Origin of the sequence: Bacillus sp. FSL H8-0545 (assembly GCF_038006105.1) — a bacterium.
Classification (GTDB): Bacteria; Bacillota; Bacilli; order Bacillales; family Bacillaceae_G; genus Bacillus_A; species Bacillus_A cereus_U.
In genome coordinates this window covers 54,040-69,935 of the sequence record NZ_JBBOUO010000003.1, presented here as the reverse complement: position 1 = coordinate 69,935, position 15,896 = coordinate 54,040, and the positions used below count along the sequence as shown (strand labels likewise).

The window sequence follows — 15,896 nt, the reverse complement described above, 5'->3', positions numbered from 1 at the left end:
TGTTATAAAATTCGTAACAAAAATTCATATGGAGGGTATTAAAAGTATGGAGAAAAAAATCTTATCTGAGACAGTAAATGACATGATATTATCTGGTAAGAAAGTTGATACAATTAAAAATATAGATGAAATTAAAAGAATATTTGCCAATGAAGGAATACCCATTTTTGATAAAGTAATTGATTTTCAAGTATCATTTGGTGGCATTTGGTATAAAATTGGTGAAAGATTTTATACAGGTTTCCGAATGGATATGTTTTTCTTCAATGAATTTGAAGAAAAATATGAACTTAAATTTTTTGAAAAAGAAAACGGAAAATACTATGTTCAATGTATGGATTATCATTATGCAGGAGATTTTGGACCTTGTATTGATGAGGATGGGAAAATATATGATTTCTGCATGGGACGTTTTTTCATTAGAGCTGACAATATAGAAGAATTTTTAGACGATGATGCAATTAAATATTATATGGTTAATAAGCATAAAACTTGGCTAAAACGTGGGGCTAAAATTAGTGAAATTGATGAGTTTAAAAAAACAAAAGCTTTAAATAAAATTAAGAGAGAATCATTTTCAGATAAATATTTTGAGTGGTGGTGCAATACCGAAGAAACAATTTTTGTAAGAATCGATTTAGTAAATAAATATGGTTATGCAAAAGTATATTGTAAAGATCAAAAGGTATTAGAGCAATTGTATAAGTCGGACATACCAGTAAGTGTTTTTCCACCTAATAACTGAAAATAAATATTAATATTGAGCCAAAATAGTTTATTTTAGAGGTCCGGCTACATCGCTATCAAGCTAAGATTTTACACTATCCATAAAGCACAAAAGACGTTATCCTTTCCTATGATTCTACAGAAAGAATAGCGTATTTTTTTATTTTAGGGGGTATTTTGTTTTGTTAGCTTGATAGCGATAGGGTAGCACCACATGCCCATCAAGCTAAAGTTTTATTACACCCCCAGAACGAAATTTTTAGGCTTTCTTGTAACGAAAAAGCTTATTTATCGTTTTGGGGTATTTGCTTTTCTTAGGTTGATAGCGATGTGACGGTATCCCTAAACGTATCATTTATTTTCACTTAAAAACTCCAGAACTTTGTTAAAGGTTTCTAAACCTGCTTGGGTATTCATTTTAAATTGAAATTCATGTGCTAACTCACCAGAAATATTTTTATCAAAGAAAAGACTATCTACAGGCACTCCTTTACTTTGTAAAGCAGAAGCCAATGTTTTACCTTGCTCTTCGAATGATCCAGTGTTCCCATCTGTGATAAATGCTGGTGGATAATTATTTGTAACATGATTTAAAATCGAAGCTATTTTTACTTCTGATGATCCTTCCCAATTTTTTTTGCCCAAATAAGCCCAACCAGTGGTACGCATAAAATCTTGTATTTCTTTAGTTGATTCTATCTTAGCTAATTCAGACATATTATATGGACCGCAAAATAGCAGTACGCCCTTTATTGTAGACGGATCAACAATAGCGTCAATCTTTGTTAATTTTGCATACTCTTCAGATGTCTGAATATTAACGAATTGACCAGATATTTGTGCTCCAGCAGAATCTCCTGCAAAATAAACACGATCTAGTTTTAAGTCATATTTCTTTACATTTTCTTTTATGTATTCATAAGCTTCACCTAGTTGGAGTACTGGCGTAGGATATTCTCTTTTAGGAGCAAGAGCGTAGTTTATATTCACCACTGTATAACCACGAGCAGCTAATTCTACCGCATATCCAGTAATATCTGATTTATCTCCCCCCACAAATCCACCTCCATGTACCCAAAAAATAACAGGAGTTTTTTCTGTATGATTTTTCGGATAAACGATGTCCAATGTTCCATCTGGAAATTTAGATTTATAATTGATATCTCTAACGATTCTTGTTTCTTTTAAGGCATTGTCATAGTTATCCGATTGAACAAATGTTCCTCCTTCAAAAGCTTTTTTAATCAAAAATGCCTTTGGAGCTGGTGAAAGATTCCAATAACTGACTCCCACAAGAGCCAATCCGAAAACTACTATAAGGGATATAAGCATCCTTTTTTTCCATACACTTTTAGATTTTGGTTTTGCTATTTTCATTTTCAAAGTAACTCCCTTCCTTTGAAACTATTTTTGATAAATCTGTGTCAAAAGCTAAAGTAGAATATTATGAAATTTATGTTTCTTTATTCCATATATAACTTATATTAATTAAAAAGAACTTTCCCAATGACCATAACTAATACTCACTATATATCCTTCTGCATGCGATATCTTAAGTACGTTTCTTTACAATTCCTTCTCTATATTAACATATATATCCAATTTAGTTTCCTTAAAAAGAACAGAAAACTGTGAATTTGAAATAGAGTCACGATGTTTGTAAGAAAGACGCGAAGTTTTCACTATCCCCAGGTATAAAAAAACGTTATTCTTTCTAAACAAGCTAGCTCAGAAAGGATGGCGTTTCTTTATGAATCTTTCGATTCTTGATGAACTTCAGCTGATTGCTGAAGAATTACAACGACATATGTCTCCTCATGTTCTAGAACACCTAGCCAAAGAAAAAGGATTCGTTCAGCGAAAGAGTAAATATCAAGCACAGGAGTTAGTTGCTTTATGTGTATGGCTTAGTCAACAGGTCGCAAGTACATCACTCACACAATTATGTAGCTGCCTTGAAGTATCTACAGGTGTTCTTATCAGTCCTGAAGGACTTAATCAACGATTTAATGTTTCCGCAGTACAGTTTCTTGAACAAGTTCTAGCTAACCTTTTAACTCAAAGAATCCATTCAACACAAGAAATGATTCATCAATATACTGCGATATTCAAGCGCATTCGGTTTCTAGATTCTACAACATTTCAGCTTCCAGATAAGTTTTCTTCACATTATCAAGGTTCGGGTGGAAGCAGCCATACGGCAGGAGTTAAAATTCAATTGGAGTATGACCTATTGAGTGGAAAGTTCCTGCACGTTTATGTAGGAGAAGGAAGAGAAAATGATAAAACTTTTGGTTCAATAAGTCTACAAGCCATGCAACCAAAAGACTTGTGCATAAGAGATTTAGGGTATTTCGACTTACATGATTTACAAAAGATCCATGAAAAGGAAGCCTACTATGTCTCACGTTTGAAATTAAATTCTCGAATCTATCGTAAGAATGATAATCCAGAGTATTTTCGAAATGGGACCGTGAAGAAAGGAACACTATTTACTCAGTTAGATATGGAAGAACTCATGAATCAATTGTCACCTGGTCAAACAATGGAGATTTCAGAAGCATACATTGGGCAGTATCAAAAAATACCAGCTCGTGTTATTATTCATCGATTAACAAAAGAACAAACAGAGAAAAGACTGAAGGAACAAGCCAAAAAAGAAAAGAAGAAAGGTATTACCTACAAAGAACGAAGTAAAAGGTTGAGTGGAATCAACGTGTATATAACGAATCTTTCTGCAGAAAATGTTCCAACGGAACATATCCATGACTTGTATTCATTACGCTGGCAAATTGAAATCTTGTTCAAAACATGGAAATCTTTCTTTCAAATTAACAAGTGCAAAGAAATCAAGAAAGAGCGTTTAGAATGCCATTTATATGGACAACTCATTAGTATTTTACTTTGTTCATCGACGATGTTCAAAATGCGTCAGTTACTCTTGGATAAGAAAAAGAAAGAGCTAAGTGAATACAAATCCATCTATATGATAAAGAATTATTATCTATTGTTTTATGAAGGATTACAGAAGGGCATCCATGAATTATTAAAAGTTTTACTGCGTTTGTTTTATCTTTTAGAGAAAAACGGGAGAAAATCTCACCGGTACAAGAAGAAAACAGTCTTTGATATCTTAGGCGTCGTATATGACTTTACTATGTCTCACAATCATGTAGCATAATCAAAAAAATTGAAACCCAATAGGGTTTATTTAGTATGCAAATCTTTAAAGAACTTACACTGGACCTTTAGAAAAAAGAAAAAATTCTACGTAAAATTAAACTTATATAAGCTTAACTTGATGGTGATGGGGTAGCACCAACATTTCGCAGATTCTGTACGTTAAGGTAAAATCCCTTGATATAACAATGTTTTCGTTATGGGGTTCAGACGAGATACGTGCAAAGTTACTTGATTACAAACAAAAATTAATATTTTATTTTTATAAAAAAGACTTCTACTTTCACGTTTGCGTGATATAATAGGACTACAAATCACGCAAACGTGAAAGTTAAGGAGAGAAAACGAATGATTGCAGAAAGAATTTATAAAGGAATGAATCCAGAAAAAACATGGGATCTAGCTATATTTAAAGTAAGGGAAGGTCTTTATTATCTAACATGGGAGAACCCCAAAAAAAGTTTTAAAGGCTTAGCAGATAGTGAATTTTTAAGTGTGGAAGAGTTGGAAATTTCATGGGAGAATTCTAATATAAATAATCTTATAGTTTTTAAGGGTGATGAGAAGATAATATTGGATGAATTACTGTATAACATGGAAGATTTTCCTTTTAGGGATGTAAACTGGGGAGATCTTGATTTATCAAATAATGAAATTATGAGTAGCACTGAAGCTTGCGAAGAATGGGGAATAGATTCATCTACTTTACGTAAAAGAATAGGTGATTTTCCTGAAGGTACGATTCGTAAGATCTCTACCACATATGCAGTTACTAAATTTGGCATGAGATGTGTTTTTGGGTCAAAAAAATAGAAGGGGTTCAGACGAGATACGTGTAAAACTAGTTGAGTTATACAATAATTATAACGATTTATTATTGTTAGTTCTTGTTGCAGAATCCTTATTGGGGTAGCACCACATCGCTATCAAGCTAAGCTCATGTAACGTCAATGATAAGCAAGATTGTTTTTTTTTCGAAAGTCTATATGTAGATACTTTAAAGATTTGCATACGAAATAAACCCTAATGGGTTTCATTTTTTTGATTTAAGCCGCTTGATTATCAGACATGTTACAATTGTAAACGACACCTAATATATCAAAGACTGTTTTCTTCTCATACCTATGAGATTTTCGCCCGTTTTGCTGTAGGAGGTTGAACAAGCGAATTAGAATCTTTGATAGCTCTTGGGTGTCTTTCTGTATAGCTTGGAAAAGAAGAAGAAAGTAATCTTTAATCATATATATGGCCTTATATTCACTCAGTTCTCGTTTCTTTTTTATAAGAAGTAATTGCCGCATTTGAAACATGGTAGAAGAACAGAGTAGAATGGCAATCAGTTGCCCATACAAATGACATTCCAATCGTTCTCGTTTTATCTTTTTACAATGATGAATATGAAAGAATGATTTCCACGTTTTAAATAAAATCTCGATTTGCCAACGTAAAGAATACCAATCATGTACTTGTCCCATCGGGACAATATCTGTAGGAGTATTTGTCATATATACATTGATACCGCTAAGTCGTTTACTACGAGCAGAATACTTCATTCCTTTCTTTTTTTCTCTTACAGTTTGATCTTGTAATCGTTTTTGTTGTTGTTCTTTTGTTAGTCGATGAACAATCACACGAGTTGGGACTTTATCAGTCATTCCTACATAAGCATCGGATATTTCACATGTTTGTCCTGGTTGAAGAGAGTTCATTAAGACTTCCATATTTATCTGTATATACTCTGTACCTTTCTTGATTCTTCCATCTTGAAAATAATCAGGGTTGGGATTTTTTTGATAAATACGTGTATTCGATTTGATACGTGAGATATAATAAGCCTTTTTATCTTGTATATATTGAAGATCTTTCAAATGAAAATAACCTAAATCTCGGATACATAAATCATTCGCTATTACAGTTGGGACACACAGGGAACCGTAGGTTCGATCATGTTGTTTACCTGGACCTGTATGAATATGAAGGAATTGTCCACTTAATAAATCATACTCAAGCTGAATCTTTACTCCCGCTGTATGGCTGCATCCTCCTGCACCTGGATAAACGAATGAAAAGGGATCTGGAAGTTGAAATGCAGTTGAATCTAAAATACGAATACGCTTGAAAACAGAAGTATATGGATAAGAAATCGGCATAGATGAGGTCAATTTTTGATTTAGTAGTTCAGCTAATAGATGTTGTAAAAATTGGACAGCCGCTTGATTAAATCGTTGATTCAGTCCCTCAGGACTGATGAGCACTTCTGTTGATGCTTCCAAACAGCTAGATAATTGAGTTAAAGAAGTCGTAGCAATATTTTGACTCATCCATACACATAAAGCGACTAAATCTTTTGCTTGGTATTTACTGGTTCGTTGCACGAAACCAACATCTCTAGCAAGATCTCGTAAGATATTTGGAGATAAAAAGCTTTGAATCTCTTGAGCAAATAGTTGTAATTCATCAGATACAGAAATAGACATACAAAAACGCCATCCTTTCCTATGATTCTACTGTTGGTTTGGAATAAATTTTGATTAAAATGGAACTACAAACGCTGAATTTATAACATAAGAAAAACTCACATTTTGACAAAGAGTGATCAAAATGTGAGTTCAATTTGTTATTAGATGATTATTTTTTATAAAAACGTTTGATCACTTTTAGGTACATTTTATTGAATATTAGCTCCCGTTAGCGGAATCACACTGATTAATTTTTCTGGATGTAAATTTTTATAAATAGAAAATCGTTACTTTAATGAAGTATTTTTGGGTTTTATAACAGAATCTTTTTTCGGCATTAAATCACCATTTATATCTTTAAAAAATAGAGGCAGTCCTTCTGCTAAGACAGGGTGTATAACTTTAGTTGGATCTTGTCTTTGATGATGAATATGTAAATGAGGTTCTGAGGATGAACCGCTATTCCCAACACGTCCTAAGACGTCCCCTGGCTTTACATGATCTCCTACTTCAACAGAGACACTATCTTTTTTGAAATGGTTAAGTAAAAGATAAGTGCCTGTTTCTTTTATTTTTATGTACACATGGTTTCCTTCCATTGAAATAAAATTTTCTGAGCCTGGTTTAATGTCAGCTTCATCATCCGAAACAGCAACTACTATTCCAGAAACCGGTGAATAAATTTCTTTATTCCATATTCCATAATCTTCATTACTATCACTATCACTATTAATATTATATGGTTCCATTACTAAATCATATGCCCATCTCTCAGATGCCCATGTTGCATGAGGTATATTATCTTTGACACTATTACCGCCCCAACCAACAACGGTTTTTTCAGTTAAAGGCCAACTTACAGTTACAGATGGCTGAGCATGTTTAATACTGTTTGGGTAAGCACAAAGAATAATATTCATGGTCATTAATATTGGAAAGATTAATACTATGTTTATCATTACATTAATAAACAACTTTAAACTTCTTTTCTTTTTAACAATTAAAATGATAAACATGACAAAATTAATTAATAATCCGAGTGCTCCTATGATAGGTAAAACTAATTTGAGTATTGTCCATGAATACGCACCAAATATATCACCAATAAAAAAAACACTGAGCCATAATAATAAAATGAACCCTATTAACACACAATTTAGATAACCAATCTTTCGCAATAATTTTTTAAAAATAAACTACTCCTCCTTACTTAGAACTAATAAGATTAATATTTTAGTAGGTTCCTAACCAAATCCGTTCATTTATTGCCAAATAATATGAACCCCCCTCCTTAAATATAACAATTTAAGGATAAAATTTCCATTCAACTTTAGGTGTAGATTCAGTTCGTTATTATTTTCTAATTAAGCAAACCTACTCCTATAGTAAAAAAAGGAACTTATCCTTAGAAAAAAATTATCTAAAGGTAACCAAATATCACAACATTTTTTTACGTCGTGACTTTATTCAAATCCACATCTACAGAAAAAATAGCGTATTTTTTCATTTTAGGGGGGATTTTGTTTTGTTAGCTTGATAGCGATGGGGTAGCACCACATGCCCATCAAGCTAAAATTTTATAGTACCCCCAGAACGAAATTTTGTACTAACTTGTAACAAAATGCTCATTTTTTCGTTTTGAGGTATTTGCATTTCTTAGCTTGATGGTGATGGGGTGGTACCCCTACTAGAAAAATTGTCTCCGCGTGAACGTGAAGAACTTGAAAAATTTAAAAAAGAAGCAATGGAAGAACCACCGGATTTCTTTGAATATATTCAGTCTACCGAAAAAGATAATAAATGATACATAATGCCTCCAACAGAATATTTATCAAATTGATAACATAAGTATCCCTTTCGATTTTTACAGAAATTGTAATAATATAAGTATATGCATATAGAAGGGGAGGCATAGGTTCTATGAAAAATGTTAAGTTTTATGGGTTCATTCTAGCATTCATCTTGCTACTGGCAGCTTGTAGTAGTAATTCCTTTGAAGATTATACATCAAAAGCTGATAAGAACATTAAGGATAAAAAATATAGCGAAGCTATAAAGAATTATCAAGAGGCTTTGAAGTTGAAGGATGATAAGAAGATTAAAAGTAAGTTAGAACAAACCGAAAATTTAAAGAAAGCGCAAGATGCTTTTGATAAACATGAAATCGGGAAAGCTATGAATAATGTTCAAAAGGCAAAAAGTGATGAAAATAAAGAATTAACAAAGCAAGCCAATGCATTGCAAGGTGAGATTCAACAAGAATTTTTAGCTACATTTAATAAGTTGAACATGAATGATATTACTGGCGATGTAAAAGAAGCCCGTAAATCTTTAGATGATTTTATGGCTTGGATACAACAATCTGACCTATTAAAATCTCAAAAGGATTTTGTTGATACGTTACCTGAAAAAGAAGCAAGTATCTCTAAACTAGAGGAAAGTAAAAAATAAAGAAAAGAGGTTGCCTAAAAGTAACTATTCAGCGACTTTTGGGACAACCTCTTCTTTTTGTTGTGGATTTTAAAGAAAGTTTAGAATAAAATAAAAATATAGCCATCTACCTATTATTCACTAATGAAAAGAAAAGGGGGTAGCGAAATGCACTTGAAGTATGGGAGGCACATTAATATATTATCTATTATTCTAACTTTGTTCTCTTTTTTAGCAATTGTAAGTTTCTCTACCTGGTTGAGTAAATATTCAATTCCCAACCTTTCTAATATGCTTAAGGTAACGATGTTGAGTGCATTTATTCTTGGAATTATAGGGTTTAGACAAGAGAAAAGCGCACTAGCGATTATTATTATGGGAATATGTGCCTTTGCTCTAGTCGTTCTATATACTTATGCGGTTATAAGTTTTCTTGAGCATTGAACACCATGAAAAAGAAACGAACATTTTTGTTCGTTTCTTTTTTTTGGGATGATTATTATAAAATAGCCTCTTCTAATGATTGAGTGCTGAATCCAAGAATTGATTTTTGAGTGTTATTTTCATGATCTTTTACAATGATATATGGAACGCCCTGTACGTTAAAGGATTCAAACTCTTCTTTTCCTTCTGGGGTATTAGAGGTACCACCCACATTTTTTACTGAAAAAGAAATTGTATTTATAAAGCGAAAAAAACGCTATTCTTTTTGTAGCGATATGATGATACCCCCTGTAAGTGAGAATTAAAGCTGTGTTTATGTTTGATGTTTGAATGTAAACAATTCATTTTCAGGTACCTGCAAAACACTCTTATTAGTATTTTTAACAGAGATACTGCCAGTTCTGTTTCTTTCTAAAGAATCTTGAATGCTATTGGTTATTTTATTCGCAGCCAGAACAGTTAAACTAAAGAAAATTATCGGAATCATTGGAATCCAAGTGTCTGAAGACAGAGAAGGATAGTACATTCCAATTAACCCAGTCCATTCATGTGTTACGGAATCTACTTCATCTCCATAAAGAACCGTTCCACCAAAAAACAAATTTAGTAAACCTAAATGAAGCAACAATGTTAGTGTTTGTACAAATTGTTGCATAAGCATAATTATAAATGTTGGAACTAGATGAGGAAGAATATGCTTAACCACAATGTATAATTTCCCGCCACCAAGTATCTTTGCGGCTTCAACAAACTCTTCAGTTTGCAATTTTCTTACTTCATTTGCAACATATAATGATAGGGTGGGAACACTTAAAAGAACAATCACAGCCAATTGGAATAGAAGTCTTTGGTAAAATGGAGCCGGTATCGTTCCATTATCATAAATAAGTACTTCTGATAATATAAAATAACAAATCATAACCATTGGTACGATTGTAAAACTATCAAAAAATGCTTCTATTTTTTTAAAACCTCTTTTAACATATGCACCAAGTAAAAAACCAACTATGATACCTAGCATCATACGTAAAATGGCTACTACTATTGCAAACCCAATAGTCCATTTAGCCCCCTCAATTATCAGATTGAGTAAGTCGTACCCTGCTCTGTCGGTACCAAATAAAAATTGCATTGAAGGTGGAAATGGAGGTACTTCAGGATAACCAGTTTTATCATATTGAAGGATTACTTTGTGTATATGCCCATCATTAAAAATAGTATTTCCTATACTTAGGACCATTAATATTGTTAAAAATAAACCACCTAACCAGAACCTTTTATCGTGCTTTAAATAACTCCACATATTAAATTTTCTCCTTCATCGCAGTAGGTACAACCCAATGAAAACATTTAAAAATCAAGAATATTGGTAAGTAGATTAGCATTAATCCAACCGTAAAAACCTCTATACTTTGGTAAGTTTTAATAAATACAAAGAATCCAAGAGTATTGAATATCGATTCTATTATGTATAAGTTAGAGAGCATAAACCATATATTAGCTTTTACAAAGAACAAAGTGCTTAATAGTACGTTTCTTAGTACATGGCGGTTTAAAATATGAAGACGATCCATCCCCTTTGCAGCAGCGAACAATACATAATCCTTTCTCAACTCATCCTCAAATCTTAGAAGTAAGAACTTAACAAACATTATAATGGTAGGTATACAAAAACAGATAATTGGTAAGAGTCGCACCTTCTGATCTCCAATTCCTGCTACTTGTGCTGCCATAACACCAGTTTTCTGGAATATCCATACCACCAACAATTGGGAACCAACAATAAACAATATGTCAGGTAAAGATTGAAGAAATAACATGATTTCTTTAATCCTATTCTGCCATTTTTTGTTAACCCTTAAGATTACGTGTACTAGTATAAATGACACTATTAATGAAACAATCAGTGAAATTGAGAGTATAACCATCGTCTCTGTATAGTGAAAAAATATTTGTGGGAACAAATCCTTTTTAATCTTCAGACCATACTGCATAGATGAAGCATGTAGTATTATCTTCTCGCAAATGTTATAAATACTACTAAAATACCCTGGAATATCTATTGAAAGCCCTTTGAATAGAATTGGTAGAGAGCCAACCGCTAGTATACCGACAAACGACAACAATAGATGAATAATTAGCTCCCAGCCTGATAGAATGATTTTCTTCGACACAGAACCACATCCTTCTTACTTAATTTTCCACTATTAATAATAGATTTAATTTTCAGAAATGTAAACCCTTATATCGGTATAGGTAAACTTTCAACGGGGCATTGCAAAAAAATACAACTACCCACAATGAGATTTTGTGCTAACTGTAATAAAAAAGCTTATTTTTTCGTTTTGGGGGTATTTGCTTTTCTTAGCTTGATGGCGATGTGGCGAGACCCCTTATAATAAGGATTCTATTTTTTTGCATTAAATTTCTACAAACAAAAAAAGATAAGATCGGAGAATACGATCTTATCTTCAGCACAAGGAGTAAACATAAGTGATAACCATCACATTTTTATTATACTTTAATTTTTGTTAATTTTGAATATTAAAACCATAATTTACAAGTATATCTATATTGAGAAATTTAATACAAATTTAGTTGTAAATATTTTCAAAACCCGAATGTAAACTTTTATCCATTAGTATACATTCAAAATATTGATTTCATTATTCTTATCCGACTTTATCTATTTTTAGCAAAATCAATAACAAAAGTATACATTCAAAACACTATAAACAAAAAGGTCAAGGAACCTGTAAACAAAAAGACAATTCATTAATATAAAAAAGAATACCACCTTTAAAGGCGGTATTCTTTTTTATATTTTCATCTAAGCAACTAAATAATTAAGTGCCATATATATGGTTAGAAATACACCTACTACTAACTCAAGACCAATAATTATATATGAAACATTTAAATACAAATCTCTTATGCTTCTATATATAAACATAATCCCTAATAAGAAGAATGTAACATATAAATATTGACCGATGCTAAAAGCTAAAGTACCAGATAGTAAAATTAAAATTAGAAACAGCTTGTCTATTGTTTTATAATTAATTATTTTTTGTCCAACAAGTGGTTGCATAAATTCCCTCCTAATATTTATTTTCCGAATTATGGATATTATTAGGTCTATTATATAATGAATTTTCTGTTTTTTTGTGTTGTAAATAAGCTATTTATATAAGTTTACATAACATCAATTAGTCTTGAAACTTACCAAATTCACTTATAACACACACCATATATGAGTTAAATGAACATTATAGCCAAGAAAATAAAAACAGTAAAAATATGGCTAAACGTAAACAGTATGCTTTCATTTGTAATTGAATGCGAGAGCTTGGAATTATGACGAATAATTTTTTTCATTATAAAGCCATATAGGATTGAAATTACTGTAAGTACAAATAGTATAGTTAAAAATTTCATCCTATTATAGTCCACAGTTGTTGCTGTAATAATAGCAGGTTTTATGGCAAAGAAATATGCCATTAGATACATAAAGACATTCAAAGTACAATATACAGAAAAATTTATAATTTTTTTGTTCAAATTGATCCTCCTCATAAATAATCTTGTTTACAACATCTCTTTCAGGATCATTTGGTATGATAACCTTTATACCATTAGATTCTAAATATGATTTGTTACCACCCTAATCTAGAATCGAAAACACTGTTACACCTCACACTTTGTAAAAAATATACATTTTCATTTCTTGTGAAATCCGCCGTGGAAATATATGCAATTGTTGATTTGAAATAAAGTTTAACCGTTTTGAAAAAAGTTTGACTGTTTGTAAAAAAATCTAATCGTTTATAAAAAAGTTGCACCGTTTTGGTCCTTTTCGATTAAAGAATTCTAAATGTGTTTTAATTAGACTTTTTTTGAATTTATTTTCTGTAGATTAAGGATCTGTAAGTTGTTTTAATCCCTTTAATGTGTTGTTCCAGAATCGTGCATATTGCCTAATTTACTATCAAATGCTTGCCGCCAGCCCTGTCCCGTCTCTCCTGCTTCTTGTACCTTATGTATATTCAAAACAAATTACTGCTTTTCTTAATTCTTTATTAAAGAATAGGTATATACGATCCGCACCATAAGCTTGAAAGTAATAGCCTGTAGCAAATCCAACATATGTAAATGGATGGCCATCTTCATCTTTTGGCACATACAGTAGATTGGTATAGTCAAAAATTTCGTCTTCGCTAACGCAATCTTCCAATAATTCTTGCCCTTCTTCTGTCATAAAACGTATATCATCCAGGATTCCATTTACCTTGGGATAATCTAATCCCCAACCATTTGTTTGTTTTTCGACAAACTCTTGCTCTAATGCTTCTACGGATGTAAATTCTTTTTCAAAGCTAGAATAAGGATGAATTTTCTGATTACGTTGGAAAAATTCTTTACGGATTTGATAGTCTTTTTCATTACGCACATAGGCTTTCTCTACAATGTGGGAAGGATTTTTCTCAAATTCAAAGTAATTCCAATTTGCTTCAAATTTATACTTTCCTTCAACGACATCAAAGCCTAACGTATCTTCTTTCGTAAAATTCGTGTGAAACGGTTGGGTAAAATCGCCAACGCACCCGTCGTGAATTTCCTTTGCTGACACAATATGTAACCATTCGTTCCATTCAGGTTCAATGCATTGTAAGTTTATGGAGCAAATGGGTAAAAAGTGTTTTTTATGCTGTTCCAAATTATCATAAAATACTTCTTCATATGCAGGAAACGGTTTAATGAATTGTTTAGAAATGTTCATCTTTTTCCCCACCCTTATACGCGGTTTTTGTTTAATTTTATCATTTTATCTGAAATGTAAACACAAAATAGCTCCAAAATCTACATTTAATTTTATGTTGAATTATGGGGAAGACTCACATTTTAACGCTTTTATACGCTATAGGATCATCTTCTTTTTCCTTGAAGATAATCCTATAGGTAATAATGGGCGTATTTTCGCTGGAATCATACCCCTTACCAAACTTCTAAATGAAATATATGGCTTAGTAGTTACCATTTTTCTTACTTTTATATACTTCAAATACAGGATTCAAGGTAAGGTGCAATAACGTCTCTACTACAAGTCTATCCTTTTCAAATGCTGCCCAATATATATTCATTGTCCCCTCTCTTTCTTGGAAAAATTGTTGCCTGTAACTAGGTTTGGAAGCAAATAACTTTTTATAATGACGTTTAATTCTTTCTTTTACCTTCCCTTGCCCCACATACAATACTTCTCCGTCACTAGTTTGAATTACATATACTCCAATAATACTACTGGGCACACTGTTATTTATCATTTTATGTGTTATTTCCTTACATCCCTTCTTAAAATCCACCTGAAATACTGACCATTTAGAAGAGCTTAATGGTAAAATTTCTTCAGATACTAAAAGTTGTTCTAATTTGTCCCTCATATTCCCTATTTCCCCCTAAAAAAGTTAACTAACTGGACCATAATGACCTTCTCCAAGTGCCTTATCAAGCAGGACCTTAAATAATCCAGTTCTATTTTCATTTGTTTCTTATAGCTGTCGTATTCTTTCTTACCTTCATCGGTTAATTAGTAAAGGATGTTTTCTTGAAAATCTACACCCTTCTTCCCTTTTATTTCAATAATATCATTCATAAAGTATAGATGGTGAACCGTGCTTCTTGTATAAGGTATTTTACCGTATACAAAATTGCATATTTTCTTTCTGCTTTTCCTCAACAACATCATAAAACAATAGTCAAAAGTGCGTGGAAATAACTACATAATGCTCTTTTTCATACTAACTGTTAGGTTGCATTGATAAGTCAGAAGTTACTAAGTCTAAAACCTCAAATTAGAGCATCTAACAACACAAAATCGTGAATATTGACTGTTAAGAGTCATCAAACAGAGTAAAAGACGTATCTAACAGAGTAAAAAACTCACTTCTACTCACTTTTACTCAATGTCTATAAACCTTTCTTGCTTCTGATGTACATAGGATATGTTCATCATGAAAGGAGGGATATTGTGTTATTTGCCAAACTTTGTTTTCTTGTCTTTATTTCTGTAATGTTTGCAGCAAAGGTTTCAAATCGCTTTACTAAGTGGGGTCCCGCCAACCAAATGACATAAAACCCACGCTAAGCAAATTTCGACAAAGAAAAAGCCGGTTTTTCCACGCTAAGAAAATCGGCTGTCTAATTTTTATTTCCGAAGTGGTCGCAAAGATTCTAAGGTAGTGGACTGTTTAAAGTTAAATTTATATTCACCAAGGAAGTTAATATGCTCCCAACCTAGTGGTGAAATGTGCTGTAATAGCTCTTCTTGAAAGCCACTCTTCTTTTTTCTGTATTCAATCGCTTGGGTTAAATACACTGTATTCCATATGTTGATAGCATTGATGATAATATTTAATGCACTAGCTCTTTGGAGTTGATCCTGCAATGCACGGAACTCTCCACGCTTACCAAAAAAAATAGATCTAGCTAGAGAATTCATAGCTTCCCCTTTATTTAATCCACGATGAACTTTTCTCCTTAATGCTTCACTTTACAACAAAAAATCAAAAAGTAGAATATGAAGATGCTGTTAATTTTATCATTTTAGCCAAGAAGACTCCTTCCTCAAGGAACGTGAAGGGTCGCAGCCCAGTGAGTAGG

At 32.2% G+C, this 15,896-nt stretch carries 15 protein-coding genes and 1 pseudogene; 6 read left to right on the top strand and 10 right to left on the bottom strand.

Annotated features, from left to right (window positions below; translation table 11 throughout):
* The first annotated feature begins 46 nt into the window (after window positions 1–46).
* Complete coding sequence (locus MHI07_RS28175; RefSeq protein ID WP_016128568.1) at window positions 47–745, top strand: hypothetical protein; 699 nt, start codon at window positions 47–49, stop codon at window positions 743–745.
* A 332-nt stretch (window positions 746–1,077) separates the two neighbouring features.
* Here the strand turns inward: MHI07_RS28175 and MHI07_RS28170 are convergent, their stop codons facing one another.
* Window positions 1,078–2,103, bottom strand: coding sequence for an alpha/beta hydrolase (locus tag MHI07_RS28170; RefSeq protein ID WP_048517123.1), 1,026 nt, complete (start codon window positions 2,101–2,103; stop codon window positions 1,078–1,080).
* A gap of 373 nt (window positions 2,104–2,476) precedes the next feature.
* On the opposite strand from MHI07_RS28170, the gene MHI07_RS28165 reads away from it, so the two are divergent.
* Together MHI07_RS28165 and MHI07_RS28160 are read left to right on the top strand one after the other, a co-directional pair.
* Window positions 2,477–3,907 carry an IS4 family transposase gene (locus MHI07_RS28165; RefSeq protein ID WP_340827193.1) on the top strand — a complete coding sequence of 477 codons (1,431 nt, stop codon included), beginning with the start codon at window positions 2,477–2,479 and terminating at the stop codon, window positions 3,905–3,907.
* Window positions 3,908–4,254: 347 nt separating this feature from the next.
* Window positions 4,255–4,719, top strand: a complete 465-nt coding sequence (locus tag MHI07_RS28160) for a helix-turn-helix domain-containing protein (protein ID WP_098270702.1) — start codon at window positions 4,255–4,257, stop codon at window positions 4,717–4,719.
* A gap of 233 nt (window positions 4,720–4,952) precedes the next feature.
* Here the strand turns inward: MHI07_RS28160 and MHI07_RS28155 are convergent, their stop codons facing one another.
* Both MHI07_RS28155 and MHI07_RS28150 read right to left on the bottom strand, forming a co-directional pair.
* Window positions 4,953–6,383 carry an IS4 family transposase gene (locus MHI07_RS28155; protein WP_340827192.1) on the bottom strand — a complete coding sequence of 477 codons (1,431 nt, stop codon included), beginning with the start codon at window positions 6,381–6,383 and terminating at the stop codon, window positions 4,953–4,955.
* A gap of 269 nt (window positions 6,384–6,652) precedes the next feature.
* Entirely contained in the window at window positions 6,653–7,381 is a 729-nt protein-coding gene (locus MHI07_RS28150) for a M23 family metallopeptidase (RefSeq protein ID WP_340827191.1), read from the bottom strand.
* Between the two features lie 659 nt (window positions 7,382–8,040).
* Between MHI07_RS28150 and MHI07_RS28145 the strand changes: the two genes are divergently transcribed.
* From MHI07_RS28145 to MHI07_RS28135, 3 genes are all read left to right on the top strand, one after another.
* Complete coding sequence (locus tag MHI07_RS28145) at window positions 8,041–8,169, top strand: hypothetical protein (protein ID WP_255256211.1); 129 nt, start codon at window positions 8,041–8,043, stop codon at window positions 8,167–8,169.
* Between the two features lie 116 nt (window positions 8,170–8,285).
* Window positions 8,286–8,816: a hypothetical protein gene (locus tag MHI07_RS28140; protein WP_340827190.1), complete on the top strand. Its 531-nt coding sequence runs from the start codon at window positions 8,286–8,288 to the stop codon at window positions 8,814–8,816.
* A 147-nt stretch (window positions 8,817–8,963) separates the two neighbouring features.
* On the top strand, window positions 8,964–9,239 hold the full coding sequence (locus MHI07_RS28135) for a hypothetical protein (protein WP_340827189.1): 276 nt from the start codon (window positions 8,964–8,966) through the stop codon (window positions 9,237–9,239).
* 313 nt (window positions 9,240–9,552) lie between these two features.
* Here the strand turns inward: MHI07_RS28135 and MHI07_RS28130 are convergent, their stop codons facing one another.
* The 7 genes and pseudogenes from MHI07_RS28130 to MHI07_RS28100 form a co-directional block, all read right to left on the bottom strand.
* On the bottom strand, window positions 9,553–10,542 hold the full coding sequence (locus MHI07_RS28130) for an ABC transporter permease (RefSeq protein ID WP_340827188.1): 990 nt from the start codon (window positions 10,540–10,542) through the stop codon (window positions 9,553–9,555).
* Between the two features lies 1 nt (window position 10,543).
* Window positions 10,544–11,413, bottom strand: coding sequence for an ABC transporter permease subunit (locus MHI07_RS28125; RefSeq protein WP_340827187.1), 870 nt, complete (start codon window positions 11,411–11,413; stop codon window positions 10,544–10,546).
* 656 nt (window positions 11,414–12,069) lie between these two features.
* Complete coding sequence (locus MHI07_RS28120) at window positions 12,070–12,330, bottom strand: hypothetical protein (RefSeq protein ID WP_340827186.1); 261 nt, start codon at window positions 12,328–12,330, stop codon at window positions 12,070–12,072.
* A 167-nt stretch (window positions 12,331–12,497) separates the two neighbouring features.
* Window positions 12,498–12,800 (bottom strand): hypothetical protein, encoded by a 303-nt coding sequence (locus tag MHI07_RS28115; protein ID WP_002191567.1) that lies wholly within the window; start codon window positions 12,798–12,800, stop codon window positions 12,498–12,500.
* A 475-nt stretch (window positions 12,801–13,275) separates the two neighbouring features.
* Window positions 13,276–14,019, bottom strand: a complete 744-nt coding sequence (locus tag MHI07_RS28110; protein WP_340827185.1) for a siderophore biosynthesis protein — start codon at window positions 14,017–14,019, stop codon at window positions 13,276–13,278.
* A gap of 244 nt (window positions 14,020–14,263) precedes the next feature.
* Complete coding sequence (locus MHI07_RS28105; protein ID WP_340827184.1) at window positions 14,264–14,677, bottom strand: GIY-YIG nuclease family protein; 414 nt, start codon at window positions 14,675–14,677, stop codon at window positions 14,264–14,266.
* Window positions 14,678–15,441: 764 nt separating this feature from the next.
* A pseudogene (locus MHI07_RS28100) lies at window positions 15,442–15,786 on the bottom strand (Tn3 family transposase); the annotation flags it as partial.
* Between the last annotated feature and the right edge of the window lie 110 nt (window positions 15,787–15,896).